Genomic DNA, 22,802 nt, shown 5'->3' on the forward strand with positions numbered 1-22,802 from the left:
TCGCCGGGTTCTGGGCCCCTAGGCCGTGGGAAGCACCACCAGCAGGGAACCACTCACCATCGACGACGGCAGCTTCCACAGTTCGGCCCCCATCTGCAACGTGCTGCCGTCCCGATGGCGCAGGGCGAGGGTGGCTCTGGCGGGGGCGTCTGATCGAAGCGGCTGCCCCCCGGCCAGGAGCTCGGGCAGGTCGCAGAAGAGGGAGGCAGGGGAGCCCACCAGACTGTCCGGCTCGAATCCGATCAGCTGGCAGAGGGTGCCGTTGACCTTCACCACCCGCTGGCTGGCGTCAAGCACGACCATGGCGAAACTCTGGCTGCTGATCAGGGTCTCCAGCAGCAGCCCGAGGTCCCGGCTGTGTTCCTCGACCCGGTGCTCGGCGGTCACGTCGGAGAGCGTGCCGACCACATAGCGATCCATCTCCTCGTTGAGCACCTTGCCGGTCTCGAGCACCCAGCGGCGCAGGCCATCGCGGGTGGTGATCCGATACTGGACCGACCAGCCTCCCTGGCGCAGATCGCGGCTGGCCCAGACCCGCTCCCGGTCTGCCGGATCGATGGCCTCATCGAGAAGTTCGGGCTTGTCGAACAGTTCAGCAGGGCTCCAGCCTGTGAGGGGCAGGAAGCGGCGGCTGGCATAGAGCAGGCGACGCATGGTGTAATCCCGCTTCCAGACGGCTTCGTCGAGGGCATCGGTGAGGCTGGAGAACTCCCCGAGCGAGGCCTCGGCGGCCCGGCGCAGCGCCACCAGTTCCGACACATCGGTGAGGGTGACGATGGCCCCCCGCCGCTGGCCTTCCCGTTCCTGATAGGGCAGCACCTGGGCCATGTAGGCCACCTCCTCGCTGAAGGCCTCGATGCTGCGGCGGGGGGCTCCGGCCAGCACCTCACCCAGGGCCGCCCGCAGTCCCGGCAGTCCCACGGTGGTGGGAACACCCAGGAGGGGCTGGCCGATGTCGCCATCCACCAGGGCGAAGACCCTTACGGCCAGTGGGGTGAAGCGGGTGACCCGCAGGTCCTTGTCGACGATCACCATGCCCTGGTTGAGGGAGGTTTGGATGTTTTCCAGGTCGGTGGTGAGCTGCACCAGTTCGTCGCCCCGGGTCCGCAGCTGCTGGTTGAGGGTGCCCAGTTCTTCATTGGTGGCCTGGAGTTCCTCGTTGGAGGATTCCAGCTCCTCGTTGGAGGACTGAAGCTCTTCCGATGAGGCCTGCAGCTCCTCGGCGGAGGCCTCAAGCTCCTCGTTGGCCCCCTCCAGATCCGCCAGAGAACGGCGCAGGGAATCCTGGCTGTTGAGCAATTCGTTCTCAAGCCGCGAGATCTCCCGATCGAAGTCCCCGTCGCGATCGAACGCATTGATCGTGGACGGGACATCAGCGCTGCCCGAACTCTCCTGCAGAAAGGTCAGCACGGTGAGCACCCGATCGCCGACCCGCATGGGGCGGGCCTCCAGGCGCAGGCGGATGTCGAACTCAGGAAGATGCACCAGGCGGCTTCGGATCGGTAGACCGTCCGCCCGGACCATCAGGAAAAGGGCGCGGGCTTCCGCCTGCAGCTCGGGCAGAAGGAAGGTGGTGGCGGCGCTGGAGATCCGGCCTTCCGGCAAGCGGCAGAAGGGTCGCACCTCCCCGATCACCTCGACGAGTTCGTGGTTTTCATCCAGGACCACGCACGGGGGGCAGGTGCTGCGGACCAGGGCCTCAAGGGTGGCGATGTGCTGCTCAGGAATGGTTTCGCGCAGGATCGACAACCGGCCCGCCGGTGCGACCGGGACGGTGGCACGCTGCTGGGAGAGGGCGAAGGAGCTGTTTCTTGGGGGCTGCCGCTCGGCGGTGCGGAAGAAGATGCGATGTTCGGCATCGGCCACACCGAAGCCGGGCGTGCGGTTGCCGAGCGATTCGGAGTGGCCCAGGAAGAGCAGACCGGCGGGCAGCAGACCGAAGCGGAACAGACTCAGCACCCGCTCCTGCAGAGGGGGGGTGAAATAGATGAGGGTGTTGCGACAGGAGATCAGGTCGAGCCTGGGGAACGGCGGGTCTTCCCCCACGTTGTGCCTGGCGAACACAACGCAGTTGCGCAGCGCCTCGCTGATCACGATGTCGCCGTTGCGCTGAACCACGAAGCGATCCCTCAACTCCTCCGGAATCGCTATCGCAGCCGCTGCGGAATAGGTGGCCCGGCGGGCCACTGCCAGGCTTTCTTCGTCGAGATCGGTGCCGAAGATCTTGAGGTGGTTCGACAGATCCAGGGGATGGTCGAGCACCTCGCTGATCAGCATCCCCAGGGAGAACACCTCTTCGCCGGTGGCGCAGCCCGGCACCCACACCCGCAGCCGATCCTTCCGGGGCCGCTGGGCCACGTAGGCCCGCAGCACGTCTCCGAGGGCTGCAAAGGGTTCGGGGTCGCGGAAGAAGGAGGTCACGGTGACCAGCAGGTTCTGCGCCAGGGCGATGGGTTCGTTGGCATCCGTGGCCATCAGCTGGAGGTATCCCTCCACACTGTCCACCTGCCGGATCGCCATCCGCCGCTGCAGCTGCCGCCGCAGGGTGGAGGCCTTGTACTGGGAGAAATCGATGCCGGTCATGTGTTTCAACTGGCCCATGACGCTCGAGAGGTTCACGGGCTCGGCCTCCGGCAGGCATCGCCCCACCCAGTCGCCATCACCACGCATCAGTTCGTCGAGGCGCTTGGCGATCGCCGCCGGGTCCAGCACCAGATCGGCACCACCGAGGGCGATCGCGGCGGATGGCATGCCGTCGAAGCGGGCACTGTCCGGAGACTGGGCAATGGTGAGACCACCGGCAGCCCGCACGGCCCGCAGCCCTCGGGCACCGTCGGACCCTGTTCCCGAGAGCACCACGGCCACCCCCCGTTCAGCCCAGTGCTCGGCGATCGACTCGAACAGGCGATCGACGCAGGGGCTGGGGCCGAAGCGCGGATCGGGATCGACCACCACCAGCCGGTTCTGCTGCACCGCGATGTCGTGGTTGGGGGGGGCCACGGCGATTGTGTCGGGGCGCAACTCGGCCCCATCGACCGCGACGAGAACCTCCAGCTCGGTGGTGCGCCCCAGCAGATCGACGATCAGGCTGCGGTGGTCGGGGGCCAGATGCTGGGCCACCACGTAGGCCACGCTGCCACCGGGCATCAGGCTGCCCACGAACGCCTGCAGGGCTTCGAGGCCCCCGGCCGAAGCCCCGATTCCCACCAGATGCACCAGGTCCCCATGGCGAGGCCCCTCGCTGGCGGTCGGCTCTCCAGGCGGGAGAGGATCCAGGGCCACCGAAGGCAGGCTGGGCTCGAGCGACGACGCCACATCTGGGTCCTGCAGGGAGGGCTCCTCGCTGGACGCTCCCTGCTCCATGGACACAGACCACTGATTGAAACAACTCTAGGCGGATGCCGGCCATCGGTTCCCCGGCACCCGGCGCAGACCGGCGCCGGGGAGGATGACCGTCCGGAAGACAGCAGGCTCAAGGCTTCACAGGTGAGGATGGGAGAAACGCCGATCTGGTCTTGATCGGGCCAACGGATGCTTCAGCCCCCTGAGTGCTTCTACTCACCTCTGAATGGTCCTATGGTGGCCAGAGCCTCACGAGGGAGAGGGCAAAAATGGCCGCTAAGTCTAAGTATTTGATCAATAATGATTGGGCCGTTGTTGTGGCATCTGACCCGCCGCATCCATCAGGCATAGGTTTATGCAGGTGATGCATCCATCATCACCGGTGGCCGAAAAGCAGATGTCCAGCGGCTCCTCCATGCCTCTTTTTCAGCATGCTGAAGCTGCCGGATTCCGGAATCCTCTTCTCCGGAAGCCGCGCCTGATCGAAGATGCGGGGGCCAGTGCCGACCTGATGCGAGAAAGCCTGGCTCTCGTTGATCTGATTTCTCTGGACAGGGATCCGGGCTGGTGGTTCTACGGCGACAGTCTCATCCTGGGCAGCATCCCTGCCATCGCATGGACCGCCAGGCCCATGCGCCTCTGTTTCGGCGAACAGAGGCAGCTCATGGTCTTCATCGGCTATGGCGGCGAACAGCGGGTTCGCCAGGGCTCGCGCACCTGGCGTTGCCGAAGTGACAGTTGCCTGCTGATGGCCAGTACGACCTGCTCTCTGGAAAGCTCCCTGTCCTCGGCCGTGGCCTTTCCCCTCTCCCATGAGCGACTGCTGCACACGGCCATGAGCATGGGAGGCCTGAATCACAAGCCCGGTGGCTGGAATCAGCATCTGGAGCAGGCCCATGGATGGAGCCTGCCGGGTGATCCTGCGGCTCCATCTCTTCAGGCGGCCCTGCGCCAGGTGATCGCCACCGCGGGGCAACTCTCCAGCTATGGGAACGGGCTCCTGGAGAGACTGCAGCTGGATGATCAGATCTATCGGTTGCTGGCCGCCATGCTGTTGCCGGAGCTGCGTGAGGAGAAAACACTCGATCGCCTGCTGCATCGCCAGCGGCAGGGACGGGATGCATTCGATGAACTGATTGATTACATCAGGCAGAACCTCGGCGAGCCCCTCAACCTGACGTTGCTGGAGTCAAGGAGTCACTACTCACGGCGCGCTCTGCAGTACGCGTTCGTGGAACGGATGGGTTGCACCGCCACCCAGTGGATCCGCAAGCAGCGCCTCGACAAGGCCCGAGAGCACCTGGAGAAACCACGGCCCACGGACACGGTCGGAAGCATCTCCCGTGAGTGCGGCTATCGCTCTCTCGGGCTGTTCAGCGTGGATTTCCAGCAACGCTTCCACGTCAAGCCCTCCCAGCTGCTGCGGGAATCCCGGACATCGATCTTCGGTGCCCTGCCGGCTGCGTCCATTGCCCCTCCGGAGGAGTGAAGAACCACCTCCGAGCGGTGACCTGAAAGCCGCTCCCGACCCCCTCAGTGGCGTAGTTCCTTCGACTCCCTGGATTCAGTCATCTGGAGGGACGACTCCAGCAGGTAGGCAGCCAGGTTGGAGAGCGACCGTCCCTGTTTGTTGCTCCGCTCCACCAGGGACTGATAGGCGTTGAACGGAATGGTGATCGTGACGCGAACGGGCCGCAGGAAGGGCCCCGGGGTGGCGTGGCTTCGCATGGGTTCATGTCGGCTTCAGTCTTTGTTCTAAGCCGATCGCGCCAGTCTGTCCAATACCGTATTTCTGCGCATCAACCGTGCTGCATCGGCATCGTGCCTTGTCTGCACTGCGTTTCGAGGTGCAGTGATCAGCAGCAGGGAGCCGGTGGCGCCGGCGCAGGTCTGCATCGCTCTGCTCTCGCTGCACGATTCTGAAGATGGGCTTGACGTTCGCTCAGAGGTCGGGTTGGTCGGTCACCGCCCCCAGGCTGCTGCTGCTCACCAGGCGGGCGTACTTGCCGAGCACGCCGGTGCGGTAACGCGGCAGGGGGGCCACCCAGGCGGCGCGCCGACGCTGGAGTTCGGCCTCCTCCACATTGAGCTGGATCAGCAGCTGGCGGGCATCGACGGTGATGCTGTCGCCCTCCTCGACCAGGGCGATGGTGCCGCCGACGGCGGCTTCCGGGGCCACATGACCCACCACCATCCCGTAGGAGCCACCACTGAAACGGCCGTCGGTGATCAACGCCACCGACTCGCCCAGGCCCTGGCCGACGATGGCGGCCGTGGGGGAGAGCATCTCCCGCATGCCGGGCCCACCCACCGGCCCTTCGTAGCGCACCACCACCACATCACCGGCGCCCACGGATCCGGCCAGGATCGCCGCCAGGGCCGTCTCCTCACTGTCGAACACCCTGGCCGGACCGGTGATCACCGGTGTCTTGACACCGCTGATCTTGGCCACGGCCCCTTCCTCGGCCAGGTTGCCCTTGAGGATCGCCAGGTGCCCCTTGGCATAGAGGGGGTTGGAGAGGGGGCGGATCACCTCCTGGCCGGCGGGGGGCTCGGAAGGCACATCCGCCAGCACCTCCTTCAGGGTGCGGCCCTCGATCGTGCCGCAGTCCCCGTGGAGCAGGCCGGCATCCAGCAGCAGCTTCATCACCTGGGGGATGCCGCCGGCCCGGTGCAGGTCCACCGTCACGAAGCGGCCGCTGGGCTTGAGGTCGCAGATCACCGGCACCCGCTGGCGGATGGTCTCGAAGTCGTCGATGCTGAACGGCACTTCGGCGGTGCGGGCGATGGCCAGCAGGTGCAGCACCGAATTGGTGGATCCGCCCACCGCCATGATCACACTCACGGCATTCTCGATCGCCTCGCGGGTGATCAGATCGCGGGGGCGGATGTTCGCCGCGATGGCCTCCACCAGCACTTCGGCCGAGCGGGCGGCACTGTCGGCCTTCTCGGGATCCTCGGCCGCCATGGTGGAGCTGCCCGGCAGGCTGAGTCCCATCGCCTCGAAGGCGGAGCTCATCGTGTTGGCGGTGAACATGCCGCCGCAGCTGCCGGCGCCGGGACAGGCGTTCTTCTCGATCGCCAGCAGTTCCTCCTGGTCGATGCGGCCGCCGGAGAACTGACCCACCGCCTCGAAGGCACTCACCACCGTGAGGTCGCAGGGACCGAGCCGCCCCGGTTTGATCGTGCCGCCGTACACGAAGATCGCCGGGATGTTCATGCGCGCCATCGCCAGCATGGCGCCGGGCATGTTCTTGTCGCAGCCGCCGATGGCCAGCAGCCCATCCATGCTCTGGGCATTGCAGGCGGTTTCGATGCTGTCGGCGATCACCTCCCGCGACACCAGGGAATACTTCATGCCCTCGGTGCCCATCGAGATGCCGTCGCTGACGGTGATGGTGCCGAACATCTGGGGCATGGCGCCGGCGACGTGCGCCGCCTGCTCGGCCCGCCGGGCCAGGTCGTTGAGGCCGATGTTGCAGGGCGTGATCGTGCTGTAGCCGTTGGCGATGCCGATGATCGGCTTGTTGAAGTCGCCGTCACCGAAACCCACCGCCCGCAGCATGGCCCGGTTGGGAGAGCGTTGGAGCCCCTGGGTGATGGCGGCGGAGCGCAGCATGGCGGGCGTTGGATGGCGATCCAGCAACTTACCGAGCGGGGCGGATCAGCCCTGGGGCTGAAGCTGCTCGAGCTGCCGGCGCACCTCATCGATCGCCCGGTTGAGCTGCTGGACACGGTCGTGCAGCTGCTCGCTGCCCACCGGGACATCCACCTGCCCATCGACCAGGCGGGAGACCCGCAACATGCGCAGCTGGCGCAGGCCGAGACGGTGGCGTTCGGCGCGACGCAGCAACCAGACCGCCAGTCCTGCGGCCCCCAGCACAGCCCCGGCAGCGCCCGCCAGCAGAACCAGGCTGCCGCCGCTGGACGAACCCTCCCTGGAATCAGCCATGAGCCTGCACGCGAGGGGGGAGCCCCTGAATGGATGGCAACCAGCCTAAGCAGTCGCCGCGGCACTTCCGTACAGCCGTTCGCTCACGTCGCCGAAGCCAGGAACAATTCTGTTCAGGCCATCGATCTCGGCGTCGATGCCGCTGCAGTAGAGGGTGAGATCTCCATGCCGTTCGCCGACGACCTTCAGTCCCGGTGCCGCCGCCAGGGTGGTGATCACCCGCAGCCGCTGCCCGGTCACCCCGAGACCCTGGAGGCGCTCCAGCAGGGCCAGCAGGATCGCCCCGCTGGCCAGGGCGGGAAGAACCACCAGCACACCGCAGCGGGGGTCGATGGCGGCAGGCAGATCATCCAGGAACCAGTGGGGCTGGTGACCAGGGCTGTCGGCCTCGAGGCCGACATGGGCCACCCGGGCCGAGGGGAGCACCGACTGGGCCCCCTGCCACAGGCCGAGGCCACCGCGCAGCACCGGGATCACCAGCAGGGGCACCTCGGGGTCCACCACCTGGCCGTCGCAGGTTCCCAGGGGAGTCTCGACCGTCACCTGCCGGTGCGGCAGCCAGTCGCGCAGTGCCTCGTAGGTGAGCCAGCGGCCCAGTTCCGCCATCGCCGTGGCGAACAGGGGCGAGGGGGTGGAGCGATCACGCAGCAGGGTGAGCCAGTGGCCGATCAGGGGGTGAGGGGGCACCACCACCCGCAGGGACATGCTCATGACGGGCTGGTGAAGGGCTCAGGACGACGCTGGCGGGCGATCGCCTGCCATAGCTTGAAACGGCAGCGTACCGGTGTGGCATGGCCCCCAGTTTCCGATCCCCCTTCCACCGCACTGTCGGGACAGGGAGTCCCTGGACGAGGGTCCTGATCAGGCCGGACCTGCGGCGGCAGCTCAGCGGGCTGCTGGGCATGCTGCTGGGGGTGGTGCTGCTCTGGGGCGGACTGCCGGTGAATCGGGCGCTGGCGATCACCGCGCCGGAGCTGCGGGCCCAGCGCTCGTTCCAGGAGCTGGATCCCGACCTGCGGGGCCGCAATCTCCAGCAGCAGGAATTCCTCAAGGCGTCCATGGAGGGCTTCGATCTGCGGGAGGCGGATCTGCGCGGGGCGGTGTTCAATTCCAGCAATCTGCGCCAGGCCGATCTGCGCGGGGCTGATCTGGAGGATGCGGTGGCCTTCGCCACCCGCTTCGACGGCGCTGATCTGCGTGGTGCCCAGCTGCGCAACGCCATGCTCATGCAGAGCAGGTTCCGGGACGCCCAGATTGAGGGTGCCGATTTCAGTGATGCGGTGCTTGACCTTCCCGAGCAGAAGGCTCTCTGTGCCCGTGCCTCCGGTCGCCACCCGCTGACGGGTGTGGACACGCGGGAGAGCCTCGGTTGCCGTTGAGATGGGGCGGGGCGCCTCCCCTAGGTTCGGTGCTGCCCTTTTCCGCTTGTTCCGATGCCGGTCCACTCCCCCCAGCGACTGCCGGTCACGGTGGTGACAGGCTTCCTGGGGGCCGGCAAGACGACCCTGCTGCGTCACCTGCTGCTGGAGAGCGGGCTGCGCCTGGCGGTGCTGGTCAACGAGTTCGGTGAGGTGGGCATCGACGGCGACCTGATCGCCGCCTGCGGCTTCTGCCCCGAGGACGAGCTTGATGGCCGGCTCGTGGAGCTCGCCAACGGCTGCCTCTGCTGCACCGTGCAGGACGAGTTCCTGCCCACCATGACCCGGCTGCTGGAGCGGGCCGACCGTCTCGACGGCATCGTGGTCGAAACCAGCGGCCTGGCCCTGCCCGAACCGCTGGTGGCGGCCTTCGGCTGGCCGGAGATCCGCAGCCGTACCCGTGTGCACGGAGTGGTCACGGTGGTGGACGGCGAAGCCCTGGCCGCCGGCCATGTGGTGGGGGATGCGGAAGCGGTGGAGGCCCAGCGCCGGGCCGACCCCAGCCTCGATCACATCAGCGCCATCGAGGATCTGTTCAGTGATCAGCTCGGCGCCGCCGATCTGGTGCTGGTGAGCCGAGCCGATCGGCTCGAGCCGGCGGAGCTCGAAAGGGTGCGGGCGCGGCTGGCGGCAGGCCTGCGGCCGGGAACCATGGTGTTGCCCATGGCCCGGGGGCGCATCGATCCCGCCCTGGTGCTGGACGGACCGGGCCGCCAGGACGCCCATCCCGGCGACCACGACCACGACCACGACCACGACCATGACCATGACCATCACGACCATGCCCATGTGGCCATGGAATCGCTGGTGGTGCGCCGCTTCGGTTCCTGGGAGCGCACGCGCCTCGAGGCGGCCCTGCAGCAACTGCTGATCGACCATCCGGTGGTGCGGCTCAAGGGGCGGCTGCGGCAGGACGGCAAGCGGGTGCCCCTGCAGATCCAGGGGGTCGGCCGCCGTCTCGACTGCTGGTATGAGGAGGGTGGAGGCCTGTCCCGTCCAGGAGCCGAGGCCCCGGGGGAAGCCGTTCCGGATCTGGAATTGGTGCTCCTCGCCACCGTGGGGGCCGGCAGCGCCCTGAGGCAGGCCCTCGATCAGCTCTGAAGCACTGGCCGTCGCCTAGTTAGTCGAGGGGTATGTCCCCCCTGGCGCAGACCCCATCCCAGCAGAGGCTGGTGTCCTCCAGCCAGCGACTGTTCACTGGGCGCCAGCCCCCGCTCGGCTTGAGCATCGTCACGCTGCCACGGCCGTCATGGCGGAATTCGATCCGCTGCCCATTCACCAGCAGATACCAGTGGACGCCGAGCTGCTCCACCTGCATCTGGCAGGCCTGCCAGGGACCGTCCGCCAGGCGGCACTCCAGGGACACCAGACCGGGGATCGGATGGGCCTGAAGGGCGGTGCAGGCAATCGCCAGGCCCATGGCTCCGCATGCCAGGTGGCGGCCCAGCGGATCAAGGTGAGACCGCTGCAGGAAAGGCACCGTGACCGGAGCTACGGAAGTCCGTCTCCAGGCTGGACAGCGGCCGGTGCTGACCGCGCGGCGGGCTGCCAAGATTTAACAAATGTGCGTGGCTCCGGTGCCGATCTTCAACGCCCGTGTTCAGGTGTCCCTGAGGCCCTCCGTACTGGATCCCGCCGGCGAGGCCACTCGCGCCGCCGCGGCACGGCTCGGCGTCGAGGGTGTTCAGCGGCTGCGGATCGGCAAGGCCATCGAGCTCGACCTGGAAGCCCCCGACCGGGCCACCGCCCAGGCCCGTCTGGAACTGCTCAGCGACCGCCTGCTGGCCAATCCCGTGATCGAGGACTGGTCGCTGGATCTGGTCGAAGCCGGTTGAGGGGAGCAGATTCATGACCGTCGGCATCGTGGTGTTTCCCGGTTCCAACTGCGACCGGGATGTGGCCTGGGCCCTGGAGGGCTGTCTCGGCATACCCGTGCGCTTCCTCTGGCATGAGGAGCGCGATCTTTCCGGCCTGGAGGCGATCGTGCTTCCGGGTGGCTTCAGTTACGGGGACTACCTGCGCTGCGGCGCCATCGCCCGGTTCGCGCCCGTGCTCCAGGACGTGCGGACCTTCGCCGAGCGAGGCGGTCCGGTGCTCGGCATCTGCAACGGCTTCCAGGTGCTCACCGAGATGGGGCTGCTGCCGGGGGCCCTCACCCGCAACCGCGATCTGCACTTCCTCTGCCAGAACAGCTCCCTGGAGGTGAACTCCGGAAGCTGCCGCTGGCTCGGCGGCTACGGCGCCGGAGAGCGGATCAGCCTGCCCATCGCCCATGGGGAGGGCCGCTACCAGGTGGCCCGCGAGCAGCTCCACGCCCTGGAGGACCAGGGCTGCGTGGTGCTGCGCTACACCGCCAATCCGAACGGGTCGATGGGGGACGTGGCCGGGCTGAGCAATCCCGCGGGCAACGTGCTCGGTCTCATGCCTCACCCCGAGCGGGCGTGCGACGCCGCCACGGGAGGTCTGGACGGTCGCCGCCTCCTGGAGGCGGCCCTGGGCTGAGCCGGCTGCCCGGGAAGGCCGTTCAGTCGCGGTCGGCGAAAAAGGCGCGACTCGCGATGGGATCCGGCTGGATCGTCCTGGCTCCAGGAGTCCAGCCGGCGGGGCACACCTGGTCGGGATGGGCCTGCACATGCTGAAAGGCCTGCAGCACCCTCAGCGTTTCCTCCACGCTGCGACCGACCGCCAGCTCGTTGATGGTGCTGTGCAGGATCACACCGTCCGGATCGATCAGGAACAACCCCCTCAGGGCCGTGCCGGCAACCTCGTCGAGCACATGAAAAGAGCGGGCGATCTGCTTGGTGAGGTCCGACACCAGGGGGAAGGCGATGTCACCGAGCCCGCCGCTGCGGCGCTCGGTCTGCACCCAGGCCAGGTGGCTGAACGGGCTGTCGACCGACACCGCCAGGATGTCGGTGCCGAGCCGGGCGAAGTCCCCGTGCCGATCGCTGAAGGCGGTGATCTCGGTCGGACAGACGAAGGTGAAGTCCAGGGGATAGAAGAACAGCACCACATAGCGACCCCGGTACTGGCGCAGGGAGATCTCCCTGAACGCATGGTCCACCACGGCGGTGGCGCGGAAATCGGGGGCCTCGAGGCCGACGAGTCTGCCGCTGCTGGTCATGGAGCCACACCCCGGAAGCTGAAACGGATTCCCATGCTGGCCTGACTGCAGAACCCAGCATGGCCAGGTCCGTGGTGTCACGGGCCCCTACGATGGAGTTCAAGAAGTGAAGAAAGCCACCATGGGTTGGGATCCGTCCGTTCTGCGCAAATACAACACCACCGGTCATTTCCGCCTGCTCAATCAGCTGCGCTCCGAACTCAGGGGAAACCCCCTGATCCGCCCCAAGGATGGGGAGACGGTGGGGGCGGCCAACCGCAGCAAAAGCCTTACCCGCGCGCTTCAGAACCGTGGTAGCGGCGGTTACGGCCGCAACCGCCGTCCGCTCCAGGCTCCCTCCACCGTCACCGCCGCCCCGGCGTTGCCCGTGGTCGTTTCAGCGGCCTCTCCAGACGCCGCTGCCGAAAGCCAGGAAGCCGCCAACGCCCGCAGCTTCCGCGAGCGTCTGAACGCCATCGAGATGCGCTGAAGACGCCCTCCTGTGAGGCAGCAAGCGGCTTGGATGCCTCCCATCTCTTGAGCATCGGGCGGCATATCCGATTGTCTTACTGAACTGGATGTGGATCCAGCTCTTGTCCCTGAGCTGAGGAATCTTGCCGTGGGAAACACATGAGAGTGGAAGCCCAGGCATGGGCGAACAATGGCTCGGGGGAGACTTGAACTCCCGACCTTGGGGTTATGAATCCCACGCTCTAACCAGCTGAGCTACCGAGCCAATCAAGGCGACTCTAAACGATCACCTTCTTCGGTCCCCCCGGAGACTCAGGCCCGTGGGGGGAGGATCTGCAGGGGGTTGACCGCGCCCTTGCCGGGGGGGTGAATCTCAAAGTGGAGATGGGGCCCGGTGCTGCGGCCGGTGCTGCCCATCTGGCTGATCACCTGACCCTGGGAGACCGACTCGCCCTTGCTGACCAGGAGCCGGCTGTTGTGGGCATAGAGGCTGCGGCTGCCGTCCGGGTGGGAGATCTCGACCAGATAGCCGTAGCCGCCGTCATGCCAGCCGGCGAAGGACACCTGACCTTCCTTGGCGGCCATCACGGGGGTGCCCACGTTGTTGGCCACGTCGATGCCTTTGTGCATGCGTCCCCAGCGCCAGCCGTAGCCTGAGGTGAAGACCCCCTGGGTGGGCCAGATCCAGGTGGTGGACGGAGACGTGGTGGGTCCCTTGAAGGGGGGCTGGGGATCGCCGAATTCGGGGATGTCCGGCCAGCTGATGCCGCCGCTCACCGAGGGCTTGAGGCCCAGCAGGAGCCGGGAACGACCGGGGGCGGACTGGGCCAGCCGGACCTGGCTGCCCACCACCAGCCGGGCCGTTTCCAGACCCGGGTTGAGGCGCACCAGTTCAGCCACGCTCAGGCCGTAGCGCTGGGCCAGTTTGAGCACGGTGTCGCCGAAGCGGACCACCCCGTCGTTCTCCAGCGGTGGTGGGGTGGTGACGGGGGGCGTCCGGCGTTGGACGGAGGGGTCAAGGGAGGCGATGCGTCCGAGACGCTCCTTGCCGCGGCTGGGAACGACGAGCCATTCGCCGCTGTTGAAGCGATGGTCCTCATCGACATCGTTGAGCCGTGCCAGACGGCTCTCGTCGAGATCAAGGGCCGAGGAGAGCTCCTCGATGGACACCGGCCGCCTGACCTTGACCCAGAGCTTGTCGGAGGCAGACGGCAGGGAGGCCAGCAGGGTTTCCGTGGAAACCGTGCTGGGGGCGTCATTGGCAAGGACAGCCACGAGCGGCACGACGGCCGGTGAGGCGAGCAGAAAAGGAAGAACCAATCGGAAAGGCTTCATGCATTTCACACCTATCGGACAAGAACCGGCAGAGAAGCCAACATCTGCAGGTCGGGCAGAGAGTAGCGCCACGAACCTCTGGCGGCAAGCTTCCGCTCGCAGCTCCCCACCGAAGTGCCGCGGGGAAATCCGCCGGATCTCAATCCCGGACGCCTGCGTGGGCCCCGAGCTGACGCAGGGCTTCGAACAGCACGATGCCAACGGAGACCGAGAGATTGAGGCTGCGCACGCCCCCCGCAGCGTCGCGGGCGGAGCGGGCCATCGGGATGCCCAGACGGGCGTCGGCCGTCGCCTGCAGAGCGGTCGGTAATCCGTCCGTCTCCCGGCCGAAGAGCAGCCAGTCATCGGCAAGGAAGTCGAAATCCGTGTAGGCAGCATCGGCCCGGCTGCTGAGGGCCACCAGGCGGCCCCCCTGACGTCGACGGTGCTGCTGGAACGCCTCCAGGTCGCCATGGCACACAAGGGAGACGAACGGCCAGTAGTCGAGGCCGGCGCGGCGCAGATGGCGATCGCTGATCGTGAAGCCGAGGGGCTCGATCAGGTGCAGTTCGGTTCCGGTGGCGGCACAGGTGCGTGCCACGTTGCCCGTGTTAGGCGGAATCTGGGGCTGGTAGAGAACGACGCGGGGCATCCGGAACCGGTCTCAGGCGGCGGGAGGTACGGGCACGCCCAGGGCCTGCAGATCGAGGGCCCGCCCCTGCAGGACGAGCCAGGCCGCATCGCTGTGGTGCTGAAGGTGCTCCTGCAGCGCTCCGAGCCGATCGCGGAAGCTGGATCCCGCCGCCGTCGGTGGCACCACACCCCAGCCGGTCTCCTCACAGACGATCACCAGAGGGGCCCGACAGGCGGTGATGGCCTCGCTCAGCTCCTGGCAGCAGCGCTGCCACTCCGCCTGCTCCCGGTCGAGATGGGCCGCCACCCAGGTACCGAGGGAATCCACCAGCCCCAGCTGACCCTCCTGCAGGGATCCGAGCCCCGCGGCAAGCGCCCCGCCGACCTCGCGGCAGGTCCACTCGTAGGGGCGGCGCTCGCGGTGGCGGCGCAGTCGCTCCTGCCAGGCATGGTCGTCAGGCAGCAGCGGCCCTGTGGCCAGGTAGATCACGGTCAGGCCGCTGAGCACAGCAAGATGCTCGGCCCAGCGACTCTTGCCCCCCCTGGATGGACCGCTGACCAGAGTGAGCCGTGGGGCCGGGTCGGGCCGGACTCCGAACCCGGCCTCAACCGCCACCGTTCATGTTGCGCAGGGTGGCCACAGAGGACGGGGAGACGCGGTTGAGGTAGCGGAAGATCCAGTACTTGAAGATTGTGGCCAGCACCACCGGGAAGGTGGCGATGAACAGCATCACGAAATTCTCCTGGGCGGGAAGTCCCAGATGGTCGGCCACGCCGCCGAGCAGCACGGTCCAGCCCTCCGGGCTGTGGAAACCCACGAAGATGTCGGTGAACAGGATGATCGCGAAGGCCTTGGCGCTGTCGCTGAGCCCGTAGACGAGCTCATCGATGAAGCCACGCAGCACCTGGATATCCCGCCGGCCGCCGAGACCGACCGCGACGAAGCCGATGAAGCCGCAGACGTCGGCCAGCACGTTCTTGACCGCATGGGTGCTCTCCTGATCGGCCTCCTCCTTGAGGATCTGGGCCCGCTTGGCCAGCTCGGACTGCAGATCCTCCCGGCTCGGCATGGGCTTGCCCTCCAGCAGGGCATCGAACTCGATCTCCGCCTGGTAGACGCGCAGCTTCTCGACGGCCTTCTCCTCCAGCTGGGGTCGGGGGTAGGTGAGGAAGGCGTTGTCGGGGGCGAAGCGATCGACCAGGGGGGAGACCACATAGGTGCGGCTGACCTGCTGGACCAGCACCGGCACCAGGATCAGCAGCAGCAGGATTCGCAGAGACACCAGGGTGGAGTCGCGGCGCCGACGGAAGCCGGCCACCACGCTCGCCTCCGCCTCGGGGTCGAGCTGGCGGCGCACCTGGTCGACCACGCTCACCAGGCTGCGGGGCAGCATCTCCGGCGACCGGCTGAGGGCCGGCAGCTCCTCCCGCGTCCCCGAATAGCGGCCGCTGACCAGGTCGATCAGCTGGTACTGGCGCAGTTCCTGGCCGGAGAGTTCCTGGCGGTAGGGGGCCAGGACCTCCTGGGCCTGCCGACAGACCTGCAGGGCCGCCCGGAAACGGCGCAGCACCTGGGCCTGCACCGCGCGCGGGATCCGCAGCTCCAGCTCCGGACGCACCGGCCGGTCGTTGTAGTGCTCCATCTCGATGCTCTGGATGAGCAGGGCGGCTTCGTAGCCGCGTTCGAGATCGGAACTCAGGTCGAGCGATCGGGCCCGCCCGAAGGTACCCATCCAGTCAGTCAGTCCCATGGGGTGGAGAGGATCGGGTGATCAGCGGGAGAAGACCCACCAGGTGAGCATCGGCACCACGGAGCCCACCACCAGCAGAACCACCACCCAGGTGAAGGCATTGCTCTGGGAGGTCTCCTCCCGGGTGGGGATGTTGCTGACGACAGCCACGGCTTCCTCGACCACCGGTTCACCCGGATCTTCACCACCCTGGAGCACGGTGGCAAGACGCTGCAGGGCATCCACACCGGCCTGGCGGTAGCGGTCGCCGCTGCGCAGCGGCTGGGCCATGGTGGTGGAAGCGGTGCTGTCGAGCAGCTCGAGGGGCAGCTGGCGGTCCAGCGGCGCCTGGGCCACGATCGCGGTGGAACGGGTCTGGGTGTCGATCAGCAGCAGCAGCAGCGGATCCGGGGTGCTGCCCGCCGGAGGATCGGCCGACCAGCGATCGACGAGCTGGTATCCGAGAGTCGCCAGGTCGAGGCCGTAGTCGAGCCGGGAGAGGGTGATCAGGCGGGCATCCACCCGCTCAGGGGAGAAGCTCTCCAGCTGTCGCTCGATTTCCCCGTTGCCGGCACGGCTGAGCACGTGGGCGTCGTCGATCACGTGCTCGACCGGGGGACGGGGCGGCAGATCGGCCACGGAGACCGCGCGGACGGCGGCGATCGGCCCCGCCAGCACCAGGCCGATGGCCAGCGCCAGGGACAGGAGGGAGCGCCGCAGGTGCACCCGCAGGGACGGGACGGGGAGCGCAGCGGCAACCGGACGCGTCACTGAAGCCACGGGCATGGTGCGAGAGGCCACCAGTCTGCCGTTGGAGCTCCGTTCCGGCATCCTGAACGGATCTTCGGTTCATGAGCTCCCACCATGGCGATGCCCCCCGCCGCCCGCGTGGTGCTGGCCTGCGGCCTGGCGGGTCTTGTCCTGGTGGTGATCAATCAGATGACCGCCGCCAGCCTGGACCCCCCCCTGGAGAGGGCTTCGGTGCTGGGCAGCATCCTGGCGGTGCTGCTGCTGCTGGTGGCCCTGCTCTGGCAGCGGGTCGAGCCCCTGGCACCGGAGCGGGTGACCCTGGAAGGAATCGAGGGGCTGCGTCTGGCCCCAGATCTGGACGCCGCCCTGGGCGAGGAACTGGGCTGGGGCAGCACCATGCTGCTGACGGCGACGCCGGCGGCGGTGGTGCTGCTCCACTGGCGCGGCAGGACGCTGCTGGAGAGAGGTGTGCTGGGCTCCGGCGATTTCCGCCCGGGGGCGATCTGTCAGCGCAGCATGGTGAAGGGGAAAGCCATCTCCCTGGTGGATCTGAAGCTCTATCCGGGCCGGGAGGAGTTTGCGGCCCTGCCCGGTGGTCTGCCGGCCGTGGTGGTGCAGCCCCTCGGCGAGGAAGGCGTGCTGGTGCTGGGTGGCTGGTCGCCACGGTGCTTCAGCCGCAGCGATCTGGTCTGGGTGGAAGGCTGGGCCCGGCGGCTCACAGGCGAATTGGCTCGGGTTTCGGGCGGGGGGGAGCCGGCCGCGGAGCCCTCTTCGCCGGGGGCACCTGGAACTGGCTGAACACCCGTCCGCCGGGCTTGCTGATCACCACCTCACCCTTCTCCCCCAGCCGACCCCGCAGCCGGGTGCCGCGGGTGACCTGTCGACTTTCCGGCCGCTGCAGCAGCACCGAGCCGTCGGCGGTGATGGCCTGGGTCTCCCAGTTCCAGGAGCAACTGTCGGCCTGGAGGGTGGCGCCCCCCTGCTGGATCAGGCAGCCCACAGGGATGCGCACCAGCTTCTTGGCGGCATCCACCTGGAGCGCCTGGCCCCGGGCGCTGAACCCCCCGCTCTGCGCAGGATCCCTGAACAGCACCGGAGGCGCCAGGTTGAACTGCTGCTTGAGGGTGTTGCCGCTCAGGGCCGTGGCGGTGAGGACCTGGGGCGCCCGGTCTGCAGGCGAACCGGGCGGGCGGCGTTCGCCCAGGACCGGCCCCTTGGCAGTGAGGGCACCGCTGCCCGGCTTCCACATAACAGCGCTGACGCTGACCACGATCTGGGGGGCGCCGGCAGGATTCGCCAGGAAGGGATCGAAAGCCTTCGACCAGCGCTGCAGGCGGGGCCGCCCCTGAAGCTCCAGGGTGTCCTTGTCGATCCGGAACGTGGCCCGCTGTGCCGTCAGACGGGTGTGGGGATCGAAGCCCTCCGGTTGACGGTCGATCTCCATCAGGTTCCGCCCAGGCAACCAGCGCACCCGGGAAGCCTGGATCATCACAGGCTCACCGCCAAGACGCTGCAGGCGGATCCTGCCCTCCAGCAGGATCACGGCGCCATCGTCAATCACCGTTCCCGTGGTGGCCTCCACCCGATAGGCCGGCTTGCCGGCCCTGTAGATGATTCCACGGGGCTGAAGGGCCCGTGCCACGCGCCGGCGCAGGTCGTAGCGGGCCTCCGGACTGGTCAGCTCCCAGGTGGGACGCCCCAGCACATCCTGCTGGCGCAGATCGAGGGAACGGAAAACGAAGGGAGTGGCGGCGTCCTCCCGTGGCGCCTGGCTCCGACCACATCCGCTCAGCAGAAGCAGCAGAACCGCCAGGTGCCAGGGCCGTGCCAGTGGGGATCGGGTCAAAGGGGGGAATCCAGTTCCAGTCGTTGCATCACGGGCGTGGGCTCAGGCAGGGGATGGCCGCAGGCCAGCTTCCCCCACCGGAGGGCGAGCGTCCAGGCGGATGCAGCCGGTGCCGGTTCCATCCCAAAGCCGTTCCCATCTCCGCTGCCCGTACCGGAGGCTTCGGCGCAGAGCGGGGGCTGATCCAGTTGCTCCAGCATGCGGGCGGAGAGATCCGGCAGCAGGGGGGCGAGCAGCAGGGCCACCCAGCGGCTTGTTTCCAGCACGGCATAGAGATCGGCGGCCACGGCCGGGCGGCTCTCCTCGTTCTTGATCGCCTTCCAGGGAGCCCGGTCGTTGAGAAAACCGTTGGCGGCTTCCGCCAGCTGCAGGATTGCCGCCGCAGCGCTGCGAAAATCCAGCCGCTCCAGGCCCCTGTCCACCTCCTCGCCGCAGGCGATGCAGTGCAGGGCCAGGGGATGGTCGGCGGCGGCAGCGTCCCCGGCCGGAGGCACCGCCCCCTCGAACCAGCGGCGGGCCATGGAGGAGGTGCGGTTGAGCAGGTTGCCGATGGTGTTGGCCAGATCGTTGTTGACCAGATCGGTGAAGCGCTGCTGCTGGAAATCGCCGTCCTCACCGAAGGGGATGTCCCGCAGCAGATACCAGCGCACGGCGTCACTGCCGCAGCGCTCCAGCAGCACCTCGGGGTCGAGCACGTTGCCCAGCGATTTGCCCATCTTCTGCCCCTCCCGGGTGAGGAAGCCATGGCCGAAGACCCGCTCCGGCAGCTCCAGGCCGGCCGAGAGCAGCATGGCCGGCCAGTAGACGGCATGGAAGCGCAGGATGTCCTTGCCGATCACGTGCAGCTGGGCCGGCCAGCCGCGCCCGGCGATCAGGTTCAGATCGGCGGGATCCTCCGGCCCCAGCAGGGCGGAGAGGTAGCCCAGCAGGGCATCGAACCACACATAAAAGGTGTGACCCGCGTAGCCCGGCACCGGAATCCCCCAGGGCAGGTCGAGCCGGGAGATGGAGAAGTCCTTGAGCCCCCCGGCCACGAAGTTCTCCACCTCGCGGCGGCGGGAGCGGGGGGCGATGAAACCGTCGGAGGCCACCAGCCGCTCGATCGCTTCCTGGTGGCGGGACAGGCGGAAGAACAGGTTGAGTTCGTCGCGCCACTCCAGGGGCCGCAGATGGGTGGAGCACTCGGGGGCCCGGGCTTCCGGCGACTCCTCCTTGAACTCTTCGCAGGCCACGCAGTACCAGCCGCGCTGGCGCCCTTCGATCACGTCGCCGCTGGCTTCCACCCGGGCGAAGAACTGCTCGACGATCGAACGGTGGCGGGGGTCGGTGGTGCGGATGAAGCGGTCGTTGCTGATGCCCCAGCGGCGCCACAGGTCGCGATAGGCGCCGCTGATGGTGTCGCAGTGGGCCTGGGGGGTGAGCCCGGCAGCCTCGGCGGAGCGCTGGATCTTCAGGCCGTGTTCATCGCAGCCGGTGATGAAGGTCACCCGCTCGCCGCGGAGGCGATGGAAGCGGGCGATGCTGTCGCAGGCGAGGGTGGTGTAGGTGCTGCCCAGGTGGGCGCGGTCGTTGACGTAATAGAGGGGGGTGGTGAGGGTATAGGTCATCAGAGATCGACGTCGGCCGGGATCACCGGCGATGCGAAGGTCTCCCCGCGATGCCGCTGGGCCAGGCCCGGGGGGCGGATCCTAGCCACAGCCCCTCCGGTGACCCCCGCCGCCTGGCCTGCAGTGGGATGGGATGCTGGCGACCGGACGCCGGTTCCCCACCTCCCGATGCGCACGGGCTTCGATCACAGGGCAGCGGTGCTGGTGTGGGGGGGCGGAAGCGGTGGCATCGCCGCCGCCCTGCAGGCGGCCCGCTCCGGCGCCGACACCCTGTTGCTGACCCCCGGACCCTGGCTGGGGGGGATGGTGAGCGCCGCCGGGGTCTGCGCCCCGGACGGGAATGAACTCACCCCCTGGCAGACCGGGCTCTGGGGGGCCCTGCTTCGCGCCCTGCAGCGGGCCGAACCGGAGGGACTGGACCAGAACTGGGTGAGCTGCTTCGGCTATCGGCCAGCCAGTGCCGAGCGGATCCTGCGACGTTGGCTGGCCGCGGAACCTCGGCTGCAATGGTGGCCCGGCTGCCGGCTGCGCCAGGTGGAGCGCCGGGGCGACCGCATCGTCGCCCTCAGCGTGGAGCGGGACGGAGCCAGCCGGCGCCTGCTGCCGACCATCGTCATCGACGGCAGCGATCGGGGTGACCTCTTCCCCCTGGCCGACGCGCGGTTCCGCTTCGGCTGGGAGGCGAAGCAGACCTGGCAGGAACCCAGCGCTCCCGAGGCCGGGGCCCTGGAGAGCGACCCCTTCTTCCGGGAGCAGCCCGTCCAGTCGCCCACCTGGGTGTGTATGGGCCAGCTGGAGGAGAGCCAGGGCCCCGTCGCCCCTGATGGGGAGGCCTGGCGCCGATCGCCCCCCAGGCTGAAGGATCCCTTCCACAGGGCCACCCAGTCCTTCGGGCTGGAGCGCACCCTCACCTATGGCCGGCTGCCGGGGGGACTGGTGATGCTGAACTGGCCCCTGGGCGGCAATGACTGGCATGGGGGTCTGGACAGGGCCTTTCCAGAACAGCTCGGCGCTGGACCCGATGTCGCCACGACAGCCGCCGCCGAGCAGGCGCTGTACGAGGCCATGCGCGACCACAGCCAAGCCTTTGCCGCCGCGCTGCGTCAGGCCGGCGGCGGCTGGCTGCGCCCGGGGGCTGTCTTCCCCAGCCCGGCGGCGGCGTCCGCCGGGCGTCTGATCGGGGATGAATCCCTGGCGCTGATGCCCTACTGGCGTGAAGGCCGCCGACTGGTGGCCCGGGAGCTTGTGCTGGAGCAGCATCTGCTTCCGCAGGGGCCCGGGGCCTGCATCGCTCCCCTGCGCTGGGACGGCGACGGCGCCTTCAACGCCATCGCTGTGGGCAACTACGCCAACGACCACCACTATCCCGGTGGCGACTGGCCCCTGGCCCCGAAGAGCTGCCGCTGGGGGGGACGCTGGAGCGGCACCCCATTCACCATTCCCTATGGAGCCCTGGTGAGTGAGGGGGTGAGCAACCTGCTGGCGGCCGACAAATGCCTGGGGGTCAGCCACATGGCCAACGGGGCGACCCGACTCCAGCCCCTCGTGCTCAATATCGGCCAGGCCGCGGGCCTGGCCGCCGCCCTCTGCGTCCGTGACGGACTGGAGCCGGCGGCCCTGGCGGTGCGCCGCCTGCAGGAGGCGCTGATCGCCGATCCGGTGGCCCCAGCCGGGGTGCTGCCCCTGTGGGACACCCCCTGGCATCACCCCCGCTGGCGTGAGCGGCAGCGGCAGGCCCTGGAAGCCCCGGAGCGACTGGATCGTCACGGCCATCTGCCTGGGACCGGACCCGGCCCGGCCGGGGGAGACCGCGCCCCACAGGCCGCAACTCCCGCCGAGCCTGGGGAACGACTCTGGCGGGGGGAGCTGATGGCCGATGGGGCAGGCGGTTACGTGTTGCAGGGTGCAGACGGCCCCTGGCCCGTGATCACCCTGGAACCTGACCTGCACGAGTGGCTGCTGGGCGTCGATCGGCCGACCCCGGTGGCTCTGATCGGCTGTGCAAACCCCTGGGGCCCCTGGCTGCGGGTCTCCCGGAGGCTGGAGTGAGGGTGCTGCTCAGCGGGGCCGCGATCGCGATCACCTTCGCCGCCTTCCTGCCCTACATCCACTCGATCCGCCAGGGCCGCACCCGTCCCCACCTGTTCTCCTGGCTGATCTGGGGCTCCACCACCCTGCTGGTGTTCCTGGCCCAGCGCGCTGGCGGGGCCGGCGCCGGCGCCTGGCCCATCGGCATCTCTGCTCTGATCACCTTCTCCATCGCCTGGCTGGCCAACGCCCACCGGCCCGATCGGGCGATCACCACCAGTGACTGGCTGTTCCTGACGGGAGCCGCTTCGGCGCTGCCCCTCTGGTTTCTGACCGCCGACCCCCTCTGGGCCGTGGCGATCCTCACGCTGGTGGATCTGCTCGGTTTCGGGCCCACCCTGCGGCGGGCCTGGACCCATCCCCAGCAGGAACGGATCAGCTTCTTCGCCCTGTTCGTGCTGCGCAATCTGCTGGTGCTGCTGGCCCTGGAACGGGTGACCCTGACCACCGCCCTGTTCCCGGCGGCCGTCGGTCTGGCTTGTGGGGGGGTGGTGCTGCTGCTGCTCTGGCGGCGACGTCCCCGGGGCCTGCCGGAATGATCTCGGCCA

The 22,802-nt window shown here is 68.2% G+C and carries 23 protein-coding genes and 1 tRNA gene; 9 read left to right on the forward strand and 15 right to left on the reverse strand.

Annotated elements, in window-relative coordinates:
• Positions 1-18 precede the first annotated feature (18 nt).
• Complete coding sequence (locus KUG41_RS08125) at positions 19-3,363, reverse strand: chemotaxis protein CheB (RefSeq protein WP_254216970.1); 3,345 nt, start codon at positions 3,361-3,363, stop codon at positions 19-21.
• Between the two features lie 490 nt (positions 3,364-3,853).
• On the opposite strand from KUG41_RS08125, the gene KUG41_RS08130 reads away from it, so the two are divergent.
• Entirely contained in the window at positions 3,854-4,831 is a 978-nt protein-coding gene (locus tag KUG41_RS08130) for a helix-turn-helix domain-containing protein (RefSeq protein WP_216902949.1), read from the forward strand.
• Between the two features lie 44 nt (positions 4,832-4,875).
• On the opposite strand, the gene KUG41_RS08135 is transcribed toward KUG41_RS08130, so the two are convergent.
• The 4 genes from KUG41_RS08135 to upp form a co-directional block, all read right to left on the reverse strand.
• Complete coding sequence (locus KUG41_RS08135; RefSeq protein WP_216902951.1) at positions 4,876-5,070, reverse strand: hypothetical protein; 195 nt, start codon at positions 5,068-5,070, stop codon at positions 4,876-4,878.
• A 214-nt stretch (positions 5,071-5,284) separates the two neighbouring features.
• Entirely contained in the window at positions 5,285-6,961 is a 1,677-nt protein-coding gene (gene ilvD / locus KUG41_RS08140) for a dihydroxy-acid dehydratase (protein WP_216902953.1), read from the reverse strand.
• Positions 6,962-7,006: 45 nt separating this feature from the next.
• On the reverse strand, positions 7,007-7,294 hold the full coding sequence (locus KUG41_RS08145; RefSeq protein ID WP_216902955.1) for a hypothetical protein: 288 nt from the start codon (positions 7,292-7,294) through the stop codon (positions 7,007-7,009).
• 45 nt (positions 7,295-7,339) lie between these two features.
• Complete coding sequence (upp, locus tag KUG41_RS08150) at positions 7,340-8,005, reverse strand: uracil phosphoribosyltransferase (protein WP_216902957.1); 666 nt, start codon at positions 8,003-8,005, stop codon at positions 7,340-7,342.
• 191 nt (positions 8,006-8,196) lie between these two features.
• Here upp and KUG41_RS08155 point away from each other — a divergent pair, with 191 nt between their 5' ends.
• Both KUG41_RS08155 and cobW read left to right on the forward strand, forming a co-directional pair.
• Entirely contained in the window at positions 8,197-8,673 is a 477-nt protein-coding gene (locus KUG41_RS08155) for a pentapeptide repeat-containing protein (protein ID WP_216903107.1), read from the forward strand.
• Between the two features lie 54 nt (positions 8,674-8,727).
• Complete coding sequence (gene cobW / locus KUG41_RS08160; RefSeq protein ID WP_216902959.1) at positions 8,728-9,813, forward strand: cobalamin biosynthesis protein CobW; 1,086 nt, start codon at positions 8,728-8,730, stop codon at positions 9,811-9,813.
• A 19-nt stretch (positions 9,814-9,832) separates the two neighbouring features.
• Here the strand turns inward: cobW and KUG41_RS08165 are convergent, their stop codons facing one another.
• Positions 9,833-10,132 carry a hypothetical protein gene (locus tag KUG41_RS08165; protein ID WP_216902961.1) on the reverse strand — a complete coding sequence of 100 codons (300 nt, stop codon included), beginning with the start codon at positions 10,130-10,132 and terminating at the stop codon, positions 9,833-9,835.
• Between the two features lie 157 nt (positions 10,133-10,289).
• On the opposite strand from KUG41_RS08165, the gene purS reads away from it, so the two are divergent.
• Together purS and purQ are read left to right on the forward strand one after the other, a co-directional pair.
• Complete coding sequence (purS, locus tag KUG41_RS08170; protein ID WP_216902963.1) at positions 10,290-10,547, forward strand: phosphoribosylformylglycinamidine synthase subunit PurS; 258 nt, start codon at positions 10,290-10,292, stop codon at positions 10,545-10,547.
• A gap of 13 nt (positions 10,548-10,560) precedes the next feature.
• Positions 10,561-11,214 (forward strand): phosphoribosylformylglycinamidine synthase subunit PurQ, encoded by a 654-nt coding sequence (gene purQ, locus KUG41_RS08175; protein ID WP_216902965.1) that lies wholly within the window; start codon positions 10,561-10,563, stop codon positions 11,212-11,214.
• A gap of 22 nt (positions 11,215-11,236) precedes the next feature.
• On the opposite strand, the gene KUG41_RS08180 is transcribed toward purQ, so the two are convergent.
• Positions 11,237-11,836: a peroxiredoxin gene (locus KUG41_RS08180; protein ID WP_216902967.1), complete on the reverse strand. Its 600-nt coding sequence runs from the start codon at positions 11,834-11,836 to the stop codon at positions 11,237-11,239.
• Positions 11,837-11,957: 121 nt separating this feature from the next.
• Between KUG41_RS08180 and KUG41_RS08185 the strand changes: the two genes are divergently transcribed.
• Positions 11,958-12,305, forward strand: a complete 348-nt coding sequence (locus KUG41_RS08185) for a hypothetical protein (RefSeq protein WP_216902969.1) — start codon at positions 11,958-11,960, stop codon at positions 12,303-12,305.
• Positions 12,306-12,477: 172 nt separating this feature from the next.
• Here the strand turns inward: KUG41_RS08185 and KUG41_RS08190 are convergent.
• The 6 genes from KUG41_RS08190 to psb32 form a co-directional block, all read right to left on the reverse strand.
• Positions 12,478-12,551: transfer RNA gene (locus tag KUG41_RS08190), tRNA-Met, on the reverse strand.
• 47 nt (positions 12,552-12,598) lie between these two features.
• Positions 12,599-13,606 (reverse strand): LysM peptidoglycan-binding domain-containing M23 family metallopeptidase, encoded by a 1,008-nt coding sequence (locus KUG41_RS08195; protein WP_371734079.1) that lies wholly within the window; start codon positions 13,604-13,606, stop codon positions 12,599-12,601.
• Between the two features lie 154 nt (positions 13,607-13,760).
• The gene (locus KUG41_RS08200; RefSeq protein ID WP_216902973.1) at positions 13,761-14,252 is read right to left on the reverse strand and encodes a tRNA (cytidine(34)-2'-O)-methyltransferase; all 492 of its coding nucleotides are present in this window, start codon (positions 14,250-14,252) and stop codon (positions 13,761-13,763) included.
• Between the two features lie 12 nt (positions 14,253-14,264).
• The gene (locus KUG41_RS08205; protein ID WP_216902975.1) at positions 14,265-14,849 is read right to left on the reverse strand and encodes a bifunctional adenosylcobinamide kinase/adenosylcobinamide-phosphate guanylyltransferase; all 585 of its coding nucleotides are present in this window, start codon (positions 14,847-14,849) and stop codon (positions 14,265-14,267) included.
• Positions 14,839-15,984, reverse strand: coding sequence for a proton extrusion protein PcxA (gene pxcA, locus KUG41_RS08210; protein ID WP_216902977.1), 1,146 nt, complete (start codon positions 15,982-15,984; stop codon positions 14,839-14,841). The genes KUG41_RS08205 and pxcA overlap by 11 nt, the downstream gene beginning before the upstream one ends.
• A gap of 21 nt (positions 15,985-16,005) precedes the next feature.
• Positions 16,006-16,734, reverse strand: coding sequence for a photosystem II repair protein Psb32 (gene psb32, locus KUG41_RS08215; RefSeq protein ID WP_371734080.1), 729 nt, complete (start codon positions 16,732-16,734; stop codon positions 16,006-16,008).
• Positions 16,735-16,827: 93 nt separating this feature from the next.
• Between psb32 and KUG41_RS08220 the strand changes: the two genes are divergently transcribed.
• Positions 16,828-17,511 carry a cofactor assembly of complex C subunit B gene (locus KUG41_RS08220; RefSeq protein ID WP_254216973.1) on the forward strand — a complete coding sequence of 228 codons (684 nt, stop codon included), beginning with the start codon at positions 16,828-16,830 and terminating at the stop codon, positions 17,509-17,511.
• Here the strand turns inward: KUG41_RS08220 and lptC are convergent.
• Positions 17,429-18,559 (reverse strand): LPS export ABC transporter periplasmic protein LptC, encoded by a 1,131-nt coding sequence (lptC, locus tag KUG41_RS08225; RefSeq protein WP_216902981.1) that lies wholly within the window; start codon positions 18,557-18,559, stop codon positions 17,429-17,431. The two genes, KUG41_RS08220 and lptC, sit on opposite strands and share 83 nt — an antisense overlap.
• Entirely contained in the window at positions 18,556-20,166 is a 1,611-nt protein-coding gene (gene metG, locus KUG41_RS08230; RefSeq protein WP_216902983.1) for a methionine--tRNA ligase, read from the reverse strand. The genes lptC and metG overlap by 4 nt, the downstream gene beginning before the upstream one ends.
• A gap of 168 nt (positions 20,167-20,334) precedes the next feature.
• Between metG and KUG41_RS08235 the strand changes: the two genes are divergently transcribed.
• Both KUG41_RS08235 and KUG41_RS08240 read left to right on the forward strand, forming a co-directional pair.
• A complete protein-coding gene (locus KUG41_RS08235) occupies positions 20,335-22,215 on the forward strand; it encodes an FAD-dependent oxidoreductase (protein ID WP_216902985.1) in 1,881 nt (626 codons plus the stop codon).
• The gene (locus KUG41_RS08240) at positions 22,212-22,793 is read left to right on the forward strand and encodes a hypothetical protein (protein WP_216902987.1); all 582 of its coding nucleotides are present in this window, start codon (positions 22,212-22,214) and stop codon (positions 22,791-22,793) included. Before KUG41_RS08235 ends, KUG41_RS08240 begins: the two co-directional genes overlap by 4 nt.
• Positions 22,794-22,802 lie beyond the last annotated feature (9 nt).

The organism is Synechococcus sp. CCY 9618 (genome assembly GCF_019038415.1).
GTDB lineage: Bacteria > Cyanobacteriota > Cyanobacteriia > PCC-6307 > Cyanobiaceae > Cyanobium.